General features: G+C 41.7%; 16 protein-coding genes and 1 pseudogene. 9 read left to right on the plus strand and 8 right to left on the minus strand.

The window, feature by feature from the left end; translation table 11 throughout:
• From BV375_RS39040 to BV375_RS26125, 7 genes and pseudogenes are all read left to right on the plus strand, one after another.
• A pseudogene (locus tag BV375_RS39040) lies at nucleotides 1-86 on the plus strand (photosystem II protein D2); the annotation flags it as partial.
• Between the two features lie 568 nt (nucleotides 87-654).
• Nucleotides 655-936, plus strand: a complete 282-nt coding sequence (locus BV375_RS26100; protein WP_086765868.1) for a 4a-hydroxytetrahydrobiopterin dehydratase — start codon at nucleotides 655-657, stop codon at nucleotides 934-936.
• 421 nt (nucleotides 937-1357) lie between these two features.
• On the plus strand, nucleotides 1358-3112 hold the full coding sequence (locus tag BV375_RS26105; protein WP_086765870.1) for an iron uptake porin: 1755 nt from the start codon (nucleotides 1358-1360) through the stop codon (nucleotides 3110-3112).
• A gap of 191 nt (nucleotides 3113-3303) precedes the next feature.
• Nucleotides 3304-3741: an Rrf2 family transcriptional regulator gene (locus BV375_RS26110; RefSeq protein WP_086765872.1), complete on the plus strand. Its 438-nt coding sequence runs from the start codon at nucleotides 3304-3306 to the stop codon at nucleotides 3739-3741.
• Between the two features lie 90 nt (nucleotides 3742-3831).
• A complete protein-coding gene (gene cysK, locus BV375_RS26115; RefSeq protein ID WP_086765873.1) occupies nucleotides 3832-4794 on the plus strand; it encodes a cysteine synthase A in 963 nt (320 codons plus the stop codon).
• A gap of 16 nt (nucleotides 4795-4810) precedes the next feature.
• On the plus strand, nucleotides 4811-5497 hold the full coding sequence (locus BV375_RS26120) for a J domain-containing protein (protein ID WP_086765874.1): 687 nt from the start codon (nucleotides 4811-4813) through the stop codon (nucleotides 5495-5497).
• A 120-nt stretch (nucleotides 5498-5617) separates the two neighbouring features.
• Nucleotides 5618-6490, plus strand: coding sequence for a 6-carboxytetrahydropterin synthase (locus BV375_RS26125; protein WP_086765876.1), 873 nt, complete (start codon nucleotides 5618-5620; stop codon nucleotides 6488-6490).
• A 75-nt stretch (nucleotides 6491-6565) separates the two neighbouring features.
• On the opposite strand, the gene BV375_RS26130 is transcribed toward BV375_RS26125, so the two are convergent.
• The 4 genes from BV375_RS26130 to BV375_RS26145 all read right to left on the minus strand — a co-directional run bounded on the left by BV375_RS26130 (nucleotide 6566) and on the right by BV375_RS26145 (nucleotide 11079).
• Complete coding sequence (locus tag BV375_RS26130) at nucleotides 6566-7516, minus strand: PrsW family glutamic-type intramembrane protease (protein ID WP_086765878.1); 951 nt, start codon at nucleotides 7514-7516, stop codon at nucleotides 6566-6568.
• Nucleotides 7509-8429 carry a class I SAM-dependent methyltransferase gene (locus tag BV375_RS26135; RefSeq protein WP_086765880.1) on the minus strand — a complete coding sequence of 307 codons (921 nt, stop codon included), beginning with the start codon at nucleotides 8427-8429 and terminating at the stop codon, nucleotides 7509-7511. Before BV375_RS26135 ends, BV375_RS26130 begins: the two co-directional genes overlap by 8 nt.
• Nucleotides 8430-8614: 185 nt before the next feature.
• On the minus strand, nucleotides 8615-9274 hold the full coding sequence (locus tag BV375_RS26140) for a Uma2 family endonuclease (protein WP_086765882.1): 660 nt from the start codon (nucleotides 9272-9274) through the stop codon (nucleotides 8615-8617).
• A gap of 116 nt (nucleotides 9275-9390) precedes the next feature.
• Nucleotides 9391-11079: a DUF3352 domain-containing protein gene (locus BV375_RS26145; RefSeq protein WP_086765884.1), complete on the minus strand. Its 1689-nt coding sequence runs from the start codon at nucleotides 11077-11079 to the stop codon at nucleotides 9391-9393.
• Between the two features lie 506 nt (nucleotides 11080-11585).
• On the opposite strand from BV375_RS26145, the gene BV375_RS26150 reads away from it, so the two are divergent.
• Both BV375_RS26150 and BV375_RS26155 read left to right on the plus strand, forming a co-directional pair.
• Nucleotides 11586-14183, plus strand: coding sequence for a M1 family metallopeptidase (locus BV375_RS26150; protein ID WP_086765886.1), 2598 nt, complete (start codon nucleotides 11586-11588; stop codon nucleotides 14181-14183).
• 198 nt (nucleotides 14184-14381) lie between these two features.
• Entirely contained in the window at nucleotides 14382-15347 is a 966-nt protein-coding gene (locus BV375_RS26155; RefSeq protein ID WP_243714060.1) for a protein rep, read from the plus strand.
• Here BV375_RS26155 and BV375_RS26160 read toward each other — a convergent pair.
• From BV375_RS26160 to pdxA, 4 genes are read right to left on the minus strand one after another with little or no spacing between them, the layout of a single operon-like run.
• A complete protein-coding gene (locus tag BV375_RS26160) occupies nucleotides 15281-15580 on the minus strand; it encodes a hypothetical protein (protein ID WP_339376764.1) in 300 nt (99 codons plus the stop codon). The two genes, BV375_RS26155 and BV375_RS26160, sit on opposite strands and share 67 nt — an antisense overlap.
• A gap of 35 nt (nucleotides 15581-15615) precedes the next feature.
• Complete coding sequence (locus tag BV375_RS26165; RefSeq protein WP_086765892.1) at nucleotides 15616-16152, minus strand: hypothetical protein; 537 nt, start codon at nucleotides 16150-16152, stop codon at nucleotides 15616-15618.
• Complete coding sequence (locus BV375_RS26170) at nucleotides 16149-16652, minus strand: DUF4365 domain-containing protein (RefSeq protein ID WP_086765894.1); 504 nt, start codon at nucleotides 16650-16652, stop codon at nucleotides 16149-16151. Before BV375_RS26170 ends, BV375_RS26165 begins: the two co-directional genes overlap by 4 nt.
• Nucleotides 16652-17740 carry a 4-hydroxythreonine-4-phosphate dehydrogenase PdxA gene (gene pdxA / locus BV375_RS26175; protein ID WP_086765896.1) on the minus strand — a complete coding sequence of 363 codons (1089 nt, stop codon included), beginning with the start codon at nucleotides 17738-17740 and terminating at the stop codon, nucleotides 16652-16654. The genes BV375_RS26170 and pdxA overlap by 1 nt, the downstream gene beginning before the upstream one ends.
• Nucleotides 17741-17823: the final 83 nt, after the last annotated feature.

The following is a 17823-nucleotide window of genomic DNA, read 5'->3' on the forward strand; positions in this document are numbered from 1 at the left end:
TCCGTGCTTGGATGGCTCCTCAAGATCAGCCCCACGAACAATTTGTATTCCCTGAAGAAGTTCTACCTCGTGGTAACGCGCTGTAATCATGATGAGTTAATTTCTCTTTAGCATTCATTCATCATTCCCCATTTTTCAATATCCCTCGCCTTTGGGTGAGGGATTTTTTCTATTGTTTTGGTTAATTATTGAAAATTTATATGTTATATTTGATGAAGGTTTTAAACCCAGAGTGAAACGCTCTGCCTTATTGAAACTAAGACCACTTAGGCAACAAGGAGGTGATGCCCATGATAGAAAGTAGTAAATGCATGGGTCATCAGGTTGCAGTTAGCCGGCTGTGTGCTGGGGCTGTTCTCTAAAGGTTAGTCTTAGTTCTCTTGTAGATACTAAGTTTAACTCAAGTAGCTAGGCTAAGCTAGGAGTTCCTTCCAGCAGTCTGGTTGCAACCTGAAGACCCGACTAGACCGCTCTGACTTAGATCCACCGATCTAAATCAGAGCGGATAGTTTTTTATGGGTAGGTAACTTTTAAACAAGGTTTAGGTTTTATCAACGAAGTATCTACAATATCTCAACTAGATACTGTAAAAATACAGATTCCTTTTACTTGGATAGATGTAGTAAATCTTACATTTTAAATAGATTTTTGAATATGGCGCAGCTACTCACTGAGGCAGAAATTCAACAACAGGTAAGTGTGCTTTCAGGCTGGACAGTAGAAGACTCGACTTTAAAAACTACCCGTAGCTTTAAAGATTTTATCCAGGCAATTGAGTTTGTGAATAAACTCGTGGAACCAGCTGAGTCCGCAGGACATCACCCTGATATAGTTATTTCTTATAACAAAGTTAAAATTGACTTAACCACACACGATGCTGGTGGTTTAACTCAAAAAGACTTTGATCTAGCAGAAGTAATTTCCCAAATTAATTAGTAATTTCTCTGGAAAAGCTGACTGTAAAAAATACAGCAGGTAGAAGACAATAAATAGTTTTTATGCATCATGTACGCAATTCGTACTGATTACTTAGGTGAAGAGGGATTTAGTGATTTCTCTAGCCCTACTCTGAGCTTAAATATATTAGGTTAGTGATGTGACAGTTGTTGAGCCGATCGCTCCTATGTTGCCATGTGCTTGAAATGTTCTATAATGATATGCTATGGAGATGTGTTTTTGCATAAGTTAATTACATCGATTTTTAACATCCAGTTAATCAGTTATTAGCTTGGCAAAAACTAAAATTGTAGTAGTGGCAACTATGCCTCATCCAGAAGTCCCAACAAGATGTCGCATATTTGAGAATTAGGTGCAACGAACACAATTATCTATACAAGGTGTGAGGAGAAAAGAAAACATGTCTAATATTTTGTGGAAATCCCTGGTCATTAGTCCAGCAGTTTTAGGAGCAACGTTGTTAGTTTCGACAACAGCAATGGCAGCTCCAAATACCACAACCGAAGTATCACCAGCAGAGAAACAAGCTGCTGCTGAAGTGGCTCAAAAGCCAGCAGAGATCATAGCTCAAGCAGCACCTGCTAGTGATGACGCTAAAGTTTTAGACCAAGTTACCCGCTACAGCAAAGAGGGTAATAATAACACTCAGGCTCAAGTAACATCGGTTTCTCAATTTTCCGATGTTCAACCAACTGACTGGGCTTTCCAAGCATTACAGTCATTGGTTGAGCGCTATGGTTGTATCGCAGGTTATCCAAATGGTACCTATCGCGGTAACCGTGCTTTAACCCGTTACGAATTTGCCGCTGGTTTAAATGCCTGTTTGGATCGGGTTAACGAGTTGATTGCCACAGCTACAGCTGACTTGGTGACCAAACAAGATTTGGCGACTTTGCAGCGGTTGCAAGAAGAATTTTCCGCAGAACTAGCAACCTTACGCGGTCGTGTCGATTCCTTAGAAGCGCGTACTGCTGAATTGGAAGCCCATCAGTTCTCTACTACCACCAAACTAGTTGGTGAAGCAATTTTCGCTGTTAGCGATGCTTTTGGTGGCAATACTGGTAATGTAAACAATACCGTCTTCCAAGACAGAGTACGTATAGGTTTGGAAACCAGCTTTACTGGTAGAGACAAGTTGACAACTCGTCTGGCTGCTGGTAACGCCTCCGCTTTTGATATCAGAAACCAAAATAACTTGTCTGTAGATACCAGAGAAGGTACACAAACATATCAAGTTGGTAGCACTGGTAACAACAGTGTCAGAATTGACAGATTAACTTATGAAGCTCCCATCGGACCAGCTCAAGTTTATATTGCAGCTGCCGGTGGACGTCATCATCAATATGCTGCTGTCAACAATCCTTATTTCCACGATGGGGATGACGGTGGAAACGGTGCGTTGTCTACCTTTGCCGCTGAAAGTCCTATCTATCGGATTGGTGGTGGTTCTGGTATAGCACTCAACATACCTTTTAGCAGCGGTGGCAGTATCTTCAAACCCAGTTCCATCACTTTAGGTTATTTAGCTTCAGAAGCGAATAATCCTGGAGCAGGTGCAGGCTTATTAAATGGTAACTATTCTGCCTTAGGACAATTGAACTTTGCTGTTGGCGATCGCTTGGCATTGGCTGCTACCTACGTCCACGCATATAATGGCACAGGTAGTTCCTTATTTGATTCAGGTATCACTGGTGTTAATGGTGATTCACCAATTGGTGGTGTTGTCGGTACTCGTCAAGCAAACCTTCTAACAGCCGCAGCTAATAGTAATTCTTACGGCGTTTCGGCAGCTTTCAGACCTAGCGACAAATTGTCAATTAGCGGCTTTGTCTCTTACCACGATGTTAACCAAGTGGGTGCTGGAAATGACTATGAAGCCTGGAGTTACGGTGGTGGAATAGCCTTACCTGACTTTGGTAAGAAAGGTAATGTATTGGGTATCTTCGCCGGTGCTGAACCTTATGCACGAGGACGTGTAATCCCAGGCGTTACTACTGGTAATACTTTGCCAATCCACGTGGAAGGCTTCTACAAATATCGTGTATCGGATAATATCTCCGTTACCCCTGGTGTAATTTGGCTGAGAGCTCCTGGTCAAAACGATGCTGAAGAAAACGCATTCATCGGTACACTCAGAACAACATTTACCTTCTAGAATCTAGAGCAATGCTCAAGTTTCGATAAGTGTACATAAAAATTTGAACTCTACTAATCCTCGCCTAATGGCGGGGTTTTTGTTTTTGCTGGCAGTGACACATAAACCCCAGTGAGGAACCGGAGTATACTAGAAGAAGCATGAATAATCTTGATCCTTCATGCTTTATTCTTCATTCTTGATTGCTGCCTGTGGAAATATCGTGTAAGTCTGAATACGGAATTCTGGCCTTATTAGAGATGGCAACTAACTATCAAAGCGGTGAACCGATGCAAATTCGGCAAATTGCAGCACAACAAAACATACCCGACCGCTATTTGGAACAGCTACTAGCAACCTTAAGGCGTGGAGGTATAATTAAGAGCCAAAGAGGCTCTAAAGGTGGCTATCTATTGGCACGAGAACCTAAGAAAATTACTCTCTTCGAGATTTTGGAGTGTTTAGAAGGGTTAGATGTACGGACTAGTCAAACAGCCATTAATCATAGAACTGTAGACAGTGGTGTTATAGAAGAAATCTGGCAAGAAGCTTGTCAGGCAGCTAACTCAGTGTTCCGAAATTATTCGCTTCAGGATCTTTGTGAAAAGAGAGATTCTCGGCAACAGTTGGATATTATGTACTACATTTAGTCAATAGTCATTTTTTCTTTATCAGTGCCCAATGGCTCATAATTATTGTCTATTGGCTACTAACAATAACTAAATAACTAAGGAATAATTATGCGAATTGCTAATAACATTACAGAACTCGTGGGACGTACACCTTTAGTAAAATTAAACCGTATTTCCCAAGCAGAAGGGTGTTTGGCTCAGATTGTAGTGAAATTGGAAAGCATGAACCCATCTGCATCAGTTAAAGATCGCATAGGGGTAAGTATGATTAGTGCTGCCGAAAAGGAGGGACTGATTACTCCTCAAAAAACAGTATTGGTGGAACCGACTTCTGGCAATACAGGAATCGCTCTAGCAATGGCAGCAGCAGCTAAAGGTTATCGTTTAATTTTGACAATGCCCGAAACGATGAGTGGAGAACGACGGGCAATGTTGCGGGCTTATGGAGCAGAACTGGAACTAACACCTGGAATTGAAGGCATGAGTGGGGCAATTCGGCGGGCGCAGGAGATAGTGAACAAGACGCCCCACGCCTATATGTTGCAGCAGTTTCGCAATCCAGCAAATGCTAAAATACATCAAGAAACTACCGCTGAGGAAATCTGGGAAGATACCGATGGTCAGGTAGATATGATTGTGGCAGGAGTTGGAACAGGTGGTACGATTACTGGTGTAGCAGAAGTAATCAAAGCACGTAAGCCGAGTTTTCAAGCGATCGCTGTTGAACCAAGTAATAGCCCAGTATTATCTGGCGGAAGACCGGGAGCACACAAAATTCAGGGAATTGGTGCTGGTTTTATTCCCCAAGTGCTGAAGCTAGAATTGATTGATGAAGTGATTACAGTCACAGATGAAGAAGCGATCGCCTATGGTAGGCGTTTAGCCAGAGAAGAAGGGCTACTATCTGGTATTTCCAGTGGCGCAGCTTTGTGTGCCGCAATTCGTGTTGCCCAACGTCCAGAAAACGAAGGACGTTTAATTGTAGTTATTCAGCCAAGTTTTGGAGAAAGGTATTTAACTACGCCATTGTTTCAAGACCTGGAGGACAGAGTAGCAGCTAGCATCAGCTAGCTATAAATTTGGATTAATGGTCGATTATAACCACTACGAAATTCTGAAGGTTAATCCCAATGCCAGCCAAGCGGAGATTAAGCAAGCTTATCGCCGCCAGGTTAAATTGTTTCATCCTGATAGTAATCAGGACACAGCAGATAAAGAGCACATTATCCGGATCAATGCAGCTTATGAAGTTTTAGGCGACACTCAAACTCGCTTAAATTACGACCAACAATTAAAGAATGCTTCTCAGAAATTAAATAGCAGACAACAGCGTACAGCATCTGCTCAAAGGCATTACCAAGCAACAAGAAAAACAGGAAAAGATGCTGATGATCAAATTGAAGAATGGCTGCGCCTAGTTTATCAACCAGTAAATCGCTTCCTGGGTAGCATTCTCCATTCATTAGAAGAGCAAATTGATGAATTAGCCGCAGATCCCTTTGATGATGAATTGTTAGATGAATTTCAAGATTACTTGACTAGTTGTAGAGATGACCTCAAGCAGGCACAAATAACTTTTCGTTCTCTGCCAAATCCGCCCAGTCTAGCCAGAACAGCTGCTCATCTTTACTACAGCCTTAATCAAGTAGCAGATGGATTGGAAGAGTTAGCTTATTTCCCTTTAAACTACGATGAGCATTACTTACATACAGGTCAAGAATTATTCCGCATTGCCACAAGATTACACTACGAAGCGCAAGCATCTGTGAAATAGTCGAGGTCAACGGTCAAGGATCAAGGATTTAGACTCTTGAATCCGCGAAGCGGCTGAAATTAGTTTATGCTGGAAATAGTGAAAGATTAAGAAATTTTAAATTTTGCTCCCAGTGTACTCATGCAATGCATTGTTAATCGACGTGCTCAGTTTTCGGCAAGTCATCGCTATTGGTTGCCAGAATTGAGTGAAGCTGAGAACATTCAGCAGTTTGGTGCTTGCTCTAAATTTCCTGGGCACGGGCATAACTATGTCTTATTTATTTCTCTAATTGGGGAATTAGATGAATATGGCATGGTTTTGAACTTGTCTGATGTGAAACACGTAATCAAGCGCGAAGTTACCAGCCAACTGGACTTTTCTTACCTCAACGATGTGTGGACAGAATTTCAACAAACTCTGCCCACTACTGAGAATATTGCACAAGTTATCTGGCAGCGGTTAGCACCCCACTTACCTCTAGTGCGCGTGCAGTTGTTTGAACATCCTGAACTTTGGGCAGATTATATGGGAAACTCAATGGAAGCCTACCTCACAACCAGCACTCACTTTAGCGCCGCCCATCGGCTAGCTCACCCCAATTTGAGTAACGAAGAAAATGCGGAGATTTACGGTAAGTGTGCTCGTACCCACGGGCATGGACATAACTATCATTTAGAAGTTACCGTCAAAGGGGAAATTGACCAACGCACTGGCATGATTGTGGATTTAGGAGCGTTGAATCAGGTAATAGAAGATTATGTGGTAGAACCATTCGATCACACTTTTTTAAATAAAGATATTCCCTACTTTGCTGAAGTCGTACCTACCGCAGAGAATATCGCACTTTACATTAGTAATTTACTGCGATCGCCCATCCAAAAATTGGGAGCCAAGCTTTACAAGGTTAAACTGATTGAAAGCCCGAATAACTCTTGCGAAATTTACTGTGCAGATTCTGAATCAAATTCAGTCAGTGCAACAGCAAGCCAGCCAATATTAGCCCGGGTTTAAGTAATGAAAGATTTGGTAATTGGTAATAAATTTATTACTTATTATCAATCGCAAAATTTGCTATTGCAAGCTTTTTTAAAAATATCGTCGTTGGGCTGAACGTCGCAAATAACGATAAATCAGCCATGCCACAACTGCAAAATTTATATTGAGTAAACTTCTACTCAATATAAACCACAAAACATTTGGGTAAAAAAGTTGCGAGAAACGTAAAGGGCTAAGATTTCTGGACAAGAGAAACAATCCAAAAATTGCATTTCCACCTAACATAAGGGCAAACAGCACTAAACCTCTTTGCCAGTAACGATGCTGAGGTGTATTGCCAGATATCAAGGTAATGGGCGGTTTACTTTCCACTCTTCGCAGTAATTGTTCCATCCGCCAAAACATCCACAACAGCAATGGAAATAAGCCATAGCTGAGAACACCCAATGGCAATGGATAACGCCACGCGCTAGATAAGACATTTACTAGGGCATGACAGATGACAGAATTTAGCCAAGCACTAAAAAGAAAATTTCTATTGTGATTTGACTTAATGCCCAAGGCATAGCCCCAAGGAGCAGAGAACATAGCATGGACGGGAGTTCCAATACTACGATCAAGAATTGATGCTGTGTTGTAGAAAAGGTAAATCCAGTTTTCTTGGGCGGTAAATCCCAAAGCAACAGCTATGGTAAATAGAAAAACAGTGCTAGGGCGTAATTGATACCTGCGCTGTAAATAAAAGGTTGGGATGAGCACCGTTACCAACTTACAACCTTCTTCAATGGGTCCTATTTCCACAAGTTGCCGCAGCGCAATACCAGGAAGCGAGTACTTAATCTGCTGCCAGTTGACAACCCAGTTAGCTACAGTTTCAAAAGCCACTTCTAAGCTAAGGGCGACAAAACCAGATATTGCCCCAAAGATAAATAACAACAGTAACCTTAATAATGGTGGGGCAGTGATAACACGGTAATAGTAGTAAAAAAGCAGCAGTAGTGGTGGTATGACTGCCCACAGCAGCAACAAGGAATCAGCCACGCACCTGAGCAATTACAGTGCGGTGACGAGGGCTGTTGCTGGTAATTGTGGGAGTATGGAAACCCGCATCAACTAGGGCTTGTTCAATATCTAAGTTGAAGTATTCATCTAGATACGGTTCAGTACTTTTGAGCAGCGTCAAAATATAAGGTGGCATTTTCACAAACGCTTCTGATTTAGGATTCATATCCATAATCCCCAAGTGACCACCTGGGCGCAACAAACGCCGCGCCTCTGCAAAAATCTGCTTGGTTGGCGACTGGGGTAATTCATGGCAAACCAGAAAAATCGAAACTAAATCAAATGTTGCATCTGGTAATCCTGTAGTTTCAGCTGGGGCATGAACCCAGTTGATTTGTGAGCTACGTTGCTGTGAGCGATACTCAGCAACAGCTAAGAAGTAGGGAGATAAATCTAATCCAGTGATTTTGGCTTGAGGATAAAGTGCTTGTAAGGCAAAGGTACTCATGCCCACACTGCATCCCAAGTCTAAAATATCTTGCGGTTCCTGAGGGATTTGGTTTTTCAAGATATCGTGGTAACTTTGGCGCAACTTTACATCACCTTGCGCCTCAGCACCCTGCCAAATTTTAGCGTGAACAGCATAAGCAGCAGGTTCTACCTCAAAAGCAGCTTGCCAACTTAAATTTCCGGTTTCGTAGGCGTGGAATGAGGTGAGGTAGTAGTCTGGGTAGGAAAGCTGAAGATTTTCTACTTTAGCTAACTCGTTTGTCCAATCACGTGCCCGAAGTTTCTGTACTTCTTTCGTCCAAAGTACACCCATTTTTTCGGCACGTTTAATCATCATCTGTCTGGCGCGGTGCTTGGCTAGGTTGGCTAAAGGTTTGATTGCCAGTATGCCATTTACCAAACGGGAAGCTAAAGCAGGAGCATTATTTACAGCAGCAGTCATAGATTAATTTGCGTTCAACAGCCTTTTTTACTTATGACATATTTGCTGATGGTCGGTCTAGGGGCTGGGGAATGGAGATTAGGAATTGGGGAAAATGACGTAGACAAAGGAGAAATCAGGGACTTCCAATTAAAAAATATCCAAATTTTAATTGTGAATATTGAATTCCCCAGAAGGATTAAATTTTAAATTGTATCTGGATCTATATTTAATTCTCGCAATTTAGCCGCTAATTTCTCTACTATTTCTTCTGGGGTTGGTACTAGCTTTCCTGCTGTTGTAAAAAATCGTAAGAGTCCCTGATGAATTCCTAAATATAACCCAAGCTGCTGACTCCAAAGATGTCCTTGGGTAGTTGGTTCTATAGGTTGGTATTGACCATCAACTAAGTGAAACCCTGCAAATTCTAATGTGTAGGGATCAAACCAAAAATAATCAGGGGTGCGAAAGGTATCTTGATAAATTTTTTTCTTTAAATCTTTGTCTGTATTAGCTGTTGATTCGGAAAGAATTTCTAAAATTAGATTAGGATATTTGCCATCTTCTTCCCAAACTACCCAACTTTTGCGGGTTTTGCGTTCCGTGTCTAGCACAACAAAAAAATCCGGTCCTCGAAAGCTTTCTGTTTTGAGTTTATTCAGGCTGTAATAAATAGTAAGATTCCCTGCAGCATAGAAATCAGTTCTGTCTCGCCACAACCATTTTAGACATTTAAGTAAGAGCATTATTTGCTCTAGATGCAGTTCAGTTTCCAAGGGAGGCTCATCGCTGTATAAGTCACCTGGAGGAAGAATAACATCTTCTTGGATGCCTTGGTCAGGGTCTAATTCTTTGGCGAGGGACATGGCTATGACATTGCGATTTATGGGTTTATTTTAACGCTGTCATGGTGGAGCGATCGCTTTATGCCAGTCGTTGTATTAATGGGGAATCAACTATCAGTTACATTCCCCAATTTCCCTTACTTTGCAGTTTTCGGTTTGAGAGCTAATAACATTTCCACTTGACTGGTAGATTTGTCAGGACTGGTAGCAGTTACACCTAAACCCCGGATAGAACTCAGAACAGCGCTGGCTTCCGGCGGTACAGGTTGAGCCACAGCAAAACGATTAACCAAAGTCATTGTTTTGTCCATATCAACGTAGAAGTAGCCACCATTAGGTTTTTGTAAAGAACCAGTAACCGCTTTAAAGGTGTCGCTATTGTCGAGAGATTGGCTCTTATTAGTTGCGATCGCATCGGCAATCGGACTACCAAGCGCTACAAATAAAGTATCTTCATCTAGCCACCCATGAGCTAGTAAAGCTCCTTGCTGAGGAATTTGCCATTCAGTGATTTTTTTACCACTGATATCTCTTTGTGCAACGTTGAGTGATTGCTTTTTCACTAGGTCATCAAGTTTGCTGAGTGTGGCTTCCGCAGTTTTGCGATCGCTGGTGTCAAATAACAAAGCTCCCCCAAAACCTACACTAGCTAATATCCCTTGATTGGATGGAATCGTTCCTAAAGCAAATTCTCCATCCATCCAGCCGAGAACCTCTTTGTCTAAGTCCAAATTGGCGACTGCTTTGAGTTGTTGGCGAACTTGTGCGACTGCTTGGTTAAATTCTGGGTAGTCTTTTGACTGTTCTAGTACGGTTGACCAAGTACGACTAATACCTTGTCCGCTTACTAAAGCAAAGGTATCAGTGGGGAACTGTCCTACTATCTTCGCAGGAGTATTTTGATACTGGAATTTGTTGAGTTGTGGATCTAAATTAGCGATCGCTTTTACCCGTAAACCTGCATCATCAACACCCACACCCGCCACCATCGATTTCACCTGCTGCAATTGCTTGAGGGTTTGAGGGGGTAATTGTGTCCCTTGGGGATTAGCAGCTGCTAACTGTTGTACCATACCCGCATAATCAGGGATATAAATTTGGGCTAGGGTATTTTTGACATCCACACCTTTGCTGAGAATATTGCTTGCACCTTCTTTAGTAGCAAACGAAGGCTGCCCTTTAAAGGTGTCAATTGCCTGTTCTACAGCTTGCTTTTCTGGAGCTAATATCAATTGGCTATTATTTAAAACTACGCTATAGGTCGGTTTGCCTTTATCTGTGGTTTCTGTAATCTTTTCGCCTTTGTAATCAGATTCCTGGAATTTGATACCTTTTTGCGCTTTCAATTTGTTACCAAAATTTAAAGCAGCAATTTTGTCTTTAATTCCTACTACTAATAGGATATTTGGTTCCGACTGTAATTTGATGGGTTTATTAGATGCAGCAGGTGTATTAAATTGTGCAGGTTTAACCGCATTTGGTGGTAGCACAGCAATCATCACACTGCCAGCCCAAGGTTTTATATCTTTTTCATAAGAAATATTGCTATCTTTCAACATGTCTTTATTGAATGACTCTAAACCTTTGGCAACTAGTTGTTGTGCTTCTGGAGTGCCAAACTGCTGCAACTTCGCCCACGCTTGGGGGTCAGTGGTAATATAAGTTGCCATTAATGCTGAAGAAGGCACTACTTTAGCGCTGCCTAGAGCACCTGCACTATCTCCAGCAGGACCTCCTTTAAAATACATATAGGCAGCTATACCTCCTGTCAGAACTACAGCCGCGCCAATAGTAGGAATTAAAAACTTTGATTTACTTTCAGGCATTGTGGTTATCCTCTTTTCCGCCAATTGTCGTTGAGGCGGGTAAAAACGTCATTGTAGAGTTTTCAGAATTATTTATAAGTTTTACTAATTCATCGGTATTCACTGATAAAATTAGTATTGCTATACACCAATAGTTTTAAACTACTCCTAGAATTACTACAACAGAGTCAGCAGCAAATCCGTAAATAGTATGTTGTTTAACTGAAAAAATAGCCCGCTACTATTTAGCAGACTATCCTAAGCTATAAAAATACTTAGGAGTATTTGTACTCAAGTGGCATTTATCGAGAACAGACTCTTGATCCGATAGCAACAGAGTGCAGGATATCAGGTTACATCAGGGGAAGCAAATGCGAGAGAGTGAGGGGGAAGATTGATTTTAATCTTCAACCCCAGAAGGAAATTCTTCCAGACTGCTGAGTTGATTTGGGCAAGATGCCCGATCGCGCAATTTTTATTCACTACATCCAGCCAGAATTATCAAGATATAAGGTTAGTAAGCATCAATGTCCCATTTTTATTTTGATACAGAAAATAACGGTCACAGATCTTTTGAGTTACCAGGGGCAAAACCACATTACAACCCCGATCGCCCCGGACAAGTAGAACATATTTTTTTAGATCTCAGCTTAGATATTCCTAATCAAAGTTACTCTGGCAGTTGTAATATTCGCCTGTCGCCAATCCGTACTGGCATTGACAGTTTGACTTTGGATGCCGTCAACCTGAATATTAAATCTGTGCAGGTGGATGAGGTAGGGCAAGAGTTTGACTATGATGGCGAAAAGCTGACTGTCAAACTTTCTAGTCCAACTCAGGTGGGTAAGCGGTTATTGATTGCGATCGCCTATTCGGTGGAAAAACCCCAACGTGGGATTTACTTCATTCAACCAGACAAACACTATCCTAAAAAACCCACCCAAGTCTGGACACAGGGAGAAGACGAAGACTCCCGTTTTTGGTTTCCTTGCTTCGATTATCCCGGACAACTTTCTACTTCCGAAATCCGCGTTCGTGTTCCCAAACCCCTGGTTGCTATTTCCAACGGCGAACTGATTGATACCCAGGAAGATGGTAAAGATAAAATCTACCATTGGTCACAGCAAGAAATTCATCCTACCTATTTAATGACATTGGCGATCGGTGACTTTGCCGAAATTCGCGATGAATGGCTTGGGTTACCTGTTACTTACTATGTAGAAAAAGGTAGAGAAGCAGATGCTAAACGCAGCATGGGCAAAACTCCGCGCATGATCGAGTTTTTAAGTGAAAAGTATGGTTATTCCTATGCTTTTCCCAAATACGCCCAGGTTTGCGTTGATGACTTCATTTTCGGCGGGATGGAAAACACCTCGACAACGCTGTTAACCGATCGCTGTTTATTAGATGAACGCGCTGCTTTAGATAATCGCAACACCGAAAGTTTAGTCGTTCACGAACTAGCACACCAATGGTTTGGCGATTTGGTGGTGATTAAACATTGGTCTCATGCTTGGATTAAAGAAGGAATGGCTTCTTATTCTGAGGTCATGTGGACAGAACATGAATATAGTAGCCAAGAAGCAGCATACTATCGGCTATTAGAAGCGCGGAGTTACTTTAGTGAAGATAGCGGGCGTTACCGCCGTCCGATGGTAACTCATGTTTACCGAGAAGCAATTGAACTTTACGATCGCCACATTTACGAAAAAGGATCTTGTGTATATCACATGATTCGGGCGGAATTAGGAGAAGAATTGTTTTGGCAAGCAATACACACATTTGTTCAAGATAATGCCCATAAAACTGTAGAAACAGTAGACTTATTACGGGCAATTGAAAAAGCAACTGGAAGAAATCTTACCTTCCTCTTCGACCAATACGTTTATCGTGGTGGTCATCCTGATTTTAAAGTGGCTTACTCTTGGGATGGAGATGCTAACTTAGCGAAAGTTACAATAACTCAAACTCAAGCACAAAAAAATGACAGTAAAGAGTTATTTGATTTAAAAATTCCGATTGGCTTTGGTTATGCCCAATCCGGAGAATCTCCCCAAATCAAAACTTTTACAGTGAGGGTAAATGAAAAAGAACAAAGTTTTTACTTTCCATTAGAAACAAAGCCACAATTTATTAGCTTTGATGTGGGTAATAATTATTTGAAAACTGTAACTTTGGAATACCCAATTCCAGAATTAAAAGCACAGTTAGAATTTGACCCCGATCCTCTTTCCCGCATTTATACAGCTGAAGCTTTAGCGAAAAAAGGTGGTTTAGAAGCAACCAAAGCTTTATCTGCGTCCTTAATAAATGATTCATTTTGGGGTGTGCGTGTCGAAGTAGCTAAACAACTAGCCGAAATCAAATTGGATCAAGCTTTTGATGGGTTAGCCATTGGATTGCAAGATAAAAGTCCTTATGTGCGTCGTGCTGTTGTCGATGCACTTACTAAAACCAAAACTGCTGAAAGCTATAAAGCTGTGAAAAGATTGGTACAAGATGGCGACGCCAGCTACTACGTAGAATCAGCTGCTTGTCGGGCGATTGGCGCGATCGCTTCTGCTAATTTAGACGAAAAACCCAGAGAAGAAAAAGTACTCAAACTGCTGAAAACTGTTTTAGAAGAAAGGGCTGGTTGGAATGAAGTAGTTAGAAGTGGTGCGATCGCGGGTTTAGCGGAACTCAAAACTTCAGAAGCAGCTTTAAACTTGTTGCTGGAATACACCAAACTCGGTATACCCCAAGCTTTACGCTTGGCGACAATTCGCGCTTTAGGCAAAATTTCTGTTGGTCAAACTCCAGTCAATTTAGAACGGATTTTAGAAAGATTAGCAGAACTAGCCAAAGAAACCTTCTTTTTAACCCAAATAGCAGTAGTGACGGCTTTAGGACAAATGGAGACACCCAAAGCCATTGGAATATTGCGATCGCTAGCTGACCAAACACCAGATGGGCGTGTACGTCGCTATGCTGATGAAGAGATTACGCGGGTGCAAAGTAATATTGGCACAGACAATGCGCTGCGGACTTTGCGTGAGGAACTCGACCAACTGAAGCAGCAAAACCAAGAACTAAGAAGTCGCTTAGAAAATTTGGAGGCTAAGTCCAAGAGTACTGCATCGTAATTGAGCAGGCGACATTTAAATCATTCAATGGTGGGGGAGTTTTTTAATCTGCTTCCCCGCTTTTTAATATTTACCCTAATATTCTAAGCAGCATTACTGAGGTGGAAGTGTATAAATAAGCCTTATTTTGGATTTACTTATGCCAAATTATTAAGGTATTCTGTTTCCAATCAAGCCTCAAACAGAAACTTTATTGCTTTGAATGTATCGTCTGAAGATAAGTTTTCACCTACTCAAAATATACTAAGTCTATCTGAAGTTTCCTTTATAGGGGAGATTTGGGACAAGCATCGAGCCAACGCTGATAAAGTTTCCGACTATTACGCTCAAGCAGGCGAAGGCTACTTTAATCGATATGCTTGGCGAGTAAAAATGTGTTCTGAGTGGCTGGAGTTTCAATTAGTATCAGCAAAACCTGAAGGGATTCTCCAGTTCAAACTATCAGATGCTAAATTTTGTAGAGTTCGTCACTGTCCGGTTTGCCAGTGGAGGCGATCGCTCATGTGGAAAGCAAAGGCTTATAAAATTCTCCCACAGGTAGTCACCGATCATCCCAAGTACCGTTGGCTGTTTGTGACTTTGACAGTCAAGAATTGCCAAATCGAGGAACTTAGGGAAACCTTAGATTGGATGAACAAAGCTTTTAAACGATTGACTGAATTAAAGGTATGGCCAGCTAAAGGTTGGGTGAAGTCTATAGAAGTGACTAAGGGTAGAGATGGAATCTCAGCACACCCGCATTTACACATTTTGGCAATGGTGCAACCTTCATACTTCAGTCATGCCTATCTCTCCCATTCCAAGTGGGTAGCATTATGGCAAAAGTGCTTGAGAATTGATTACGAGCCAGTAACTCATATTAGTGTGATCGCAAAGCATCATGACCCTAAAATACTTATCCCAGAAATTCTTAAGTATCAGGTTAAAGAGTCAGACTTAATTGGTGATAAAGAATGGTTTTTGGAGTTAACCCGTCAGCTACATAAAACTAGAGCGATCGCTGTTGGGGGACTACTCAGACACTATATGCGGGAATTAGAAGAGAAAAACCAAGACCTCATTGATGAAAGTGAAGAGACGGATGAGGTTGAATCCAATCACGCTGACTTAACTGTTACCGAAAGCTGCAATCCTAAGGCATCGAATAAAGTCATCAGAGAATAAAAATCTATTTCTGCTGCTTCTGATAACGTCTGGTCAAGTTTTTTATAGCATTGCTTGACTTGTAATGAAAGTTGATCGATTCCGCCTTGCACCTCAATCACATTTTTGAGTGCTTTGCGTAACATTTTTGGATCGCCTTCTTCTAAAACTACTTCAATATAAAATGCTGCTTCTAATGGATCTTTGAGGTCTTTAATTAATTCTTCGTGATCACTTGCACTTCTAGGCATCATCTCTACTCTTAATAGTCTCGCCAAAATATTTTTTTCTAGGAATAGTATCCAGTATCATCCAGGCTAAAGTGGTGGGGATTTTTGAGAATGAATATACCGTTTTCCTTGATTAAGTCACCTGTGCAGTAAATAGGCAAGCGTTCCTGATAAGCTTTAAGCGCCAGAATGTAGTCCCGGTCAGCTAGTTCAGTATGAATGGGACGCAGTTTCTCAACAACGATGCCAAGAAAAGTGATTTTTCCACTGAGTTTATCGGCGTTGGGTGTGGCGATTTGCGTGACAACTGCTTGGATGGTGGTGTTGGGTGCATTTGTAATTAATTCACCCAAAATTTCTAATTGCGATTTGGTTTCTGCCAAAGCGAGAGTTTCCACGACTTCGCCCATACGACGAGAAAAGTCGATAATTTCTGGTTTGAGAGGAAGTAAAATTTCAAAACCGTCTAGAGTCCAAATTGAAGCTTTATCACCCTGACGTTGCTGTTGCTGCCAACCATGCGCGACTAAGTAGGCTTCTACCTGTAGCGGGTCAAGATATTTGAACTTTTCAACATCCGGGAATATAGCTGTCATAGGGATTCTCCTACAGCGATGCGTTCCATTATGATTTTGAGTGCGTCGGGGCTAAATATATTTTGACGAGGAATCTCCACGGTGATGGAAGTCTTGTTATCAATCGGTGGTTGTCCGCGCAAGGATAGCCAGTAACCGCAGCGTTTAAGACATAAGGATTCTTGGGTTTGAGATAACCAGTCTCTTATCTCTTCTGGCACCAAGACGACTATTAATAGTTGTGGCACGAAAGGGTCGTCTTCACGAAGTTCATCATAATTTTTAGTGCTGAGTCGGTATTTGATGGATGTTTCTTTGAGAACGTCTTGGGATGTACATTTAATTTGTACGTCAAATCTAGGCAGACGCTTGGAGTTAATTTTTCCTGGTACAGTGATTGTAGCGTCGATGCCGCTGTCATCTAATCTACGTGTGGCTGCTTGTAGAGAATAGCCAGCAGTTGCGGAGATGGCATATACATACGCATAACTGAAATCTTCTTTTTGGGTATTGAGGCTCATTATTTAGTTTGACTTAGCCTTTGACTCACCAACTCCGCCGCTAACTCAATTGCTGCTTTTATACTCGTAGCATCAGCAATTCCCTTACCCGCAATATCAAAGGCTGTCCCATGATCCGGTGAAGTTCTAACAAAAGGTAGACCTATCGTCGTATTAACTGCACGGTCAAAAGCCATCAATTTCACAGGTATTAAGCCTTGGTCGTGGTAAAGTGCCAGGTAGCCATCAGCAGGGTTTTGGCTTTGAGTATTGCCATACCAAGCTTGACCAGGTTTAACCCACATCGTATCTGGTGGTATTGGCCCCTCTAGTTGTAAATTTGGGCGATTTTGACGCTGTTGTTCTAACCAGGGAATTAACCAGTCTATTTCTTCAGTTCCCAATTGTCCCTGTTCGCCGCTGTGGGGATTTAAACCCGCGATCGCAATTCTTGCTTTTTCTATGCCAAAATCTTTCTCTAAACACTCCACCAACAAATCTAGTTTTTTGGTTAGTAACTGCGGTGTTAAGGTGTCTGCTACTTGACGTAAGGGAATATGTGTGGTCGCTAACAAAGTGCGGATTGTCCAGCCAGTATAAGGCGATCGCGCGACAAATAACATCCCAAAGCGCTCAACCCCCGATTTTTCAGCTAAAAGTTCTGTTTGCCCTGGATAATTGTATCCCGCAGCTTTCCAAGCCGATTTAGCGATCGGTCCGGTGACAATACCATCAAATTTACCAGCTAGTGTTTGGGCGATCGCATAGTCCATATAAGCAAAACTAGCCGCACCACTCGCTTGATTACCTGTGCCGATGATAATTTTATCTTTAATTTTTCCAGGCAAAGGCACATCAATAACTGACAATTGGGCTGGATTTGCTAAGGGAGTCTGATTATTGATGAAAGTCAATTTTGTGTGAGTTTGTATTAATAAATCTAAATTGCCTATCACTGTCACATCAAAGTTTTGACTCACATCTGGATCTGTCAAAGCTTTTAAAATCACCTCTGGCCCAATCCCTCCCGGATCTCCTAATGTCAGCGCCAAACGCGGGCGATTTTCCCAAGATGAATTTACTATCTGATTTTGATTAACTTGATACATAATAATTAATTTATAGTTTTGTTGTCAGCTTTCACCCCTATAACCCTCTCTCCATCTGGCAATAGTAGGGTTTGACCACCAAA

The sequence above is a fragment of the Nostoc sp. 106C genome (assembly GCF_002154725.1).
Taxonomy (GTDB): domain Bacteria; phylum Cyanobacteriota; class Cyanobacteriia; order Cyanobacteriales; family Nostocaceae; genus Aulosira.

Excerpts from the sequence above, each read along its gene's own strand:
- BV375_RS26165 (WP_086765892.1), bottom strand. The coding sequence starts at position 16,152 with ATGACAGCTATATTCCCGGATGTTGAAAAGTTCAAATATCTTGACCCG.
- BV375_RS26105 (WP_086765870.1), top strand. The coding sequence starts at position 1,358 with ATGTCTAATATTTTGTGGAAATCCCTGGTCATTAGTCCAGCAGTTTTA.
- BV375_RS26150 (WP_086765886.1), top strand. The coding sequence starts at position 11,586 with ATGTCCCATTTTTATTTTGATACAGAAAATAACGGTCACAGATCTTTT.
- cysK (WP_086765873.1), top strand. The coding sequence starts at position 3,832 with ATGCGAATTGCTAATAACATTACAGAACTCGTGGGACGTACACCTTTA.
- BV375_RS26140 (WP_086765882.1), bottom strand. The coding sequence starts at position 9,274 with ATGTCCCTCGCCAAAGAATTAGACCCTGACCAAGGCATCCAAGAAGAT.
- BV375_RS26125 (WP_086765876.1), top strand. The coding sequence starts at position 5,618 with ATGCAATGCATTGTTAATCGACGTGCTCAGTTTTCGGCAAGTCATCGC.
- BV375_RS26145 (WP_086765884.1), bottom strand. The coding sequence starts at position 11,079 with ATGCCTGAAAGTAAATCAAAGTTTTTAATTCCTACTATTGGCGCGGCT.
- BV375_RS26160 (WP_339376764.1), bottom strand. The coding sequence starts at position 15,580 with ATGATGCCTAGAAGTGCAAGTGATCACGAAGAATTAATTAAAGACCTC.
- BV375_RS26170 (WP_086765894.1), bottom strand. The coding sequence starts at position 16,652 with ATGAGCCTCAATACCCAAAAAGAAGATTTCAGTTATGCGTATGTATAT.
- pdxA (WP_086765896.1), bottom strand. The coding sequence starts at position 17,740 with ATGTATCAAGTTAATCAAAATCAGATAGTAAATTCATCTTGGGAAAAT.
- BV375_RS26135 (WP_086765880.1), bottom strand. The coding sequence starts at position 8,429 with ATGACTGCTGCTGTAAATAATGCTCCTGCTTTAGCTTCCCGTTTGGTA.
- BV375_RS26120 (WP_086765874.1), top strand. The coding sequence starts at position 4,811 with ATGGTCGATTATAACCACTACGAAATTCTGAAGGTTAATCCCAATGCC.
- BV375_RS26100 (WP_086765868.1), top strand. The coding sequence starts at position 655 with ATGGCGCAGCTACTCACTGAGGCAGAAATTCAACAACAGGTAAGTGTG.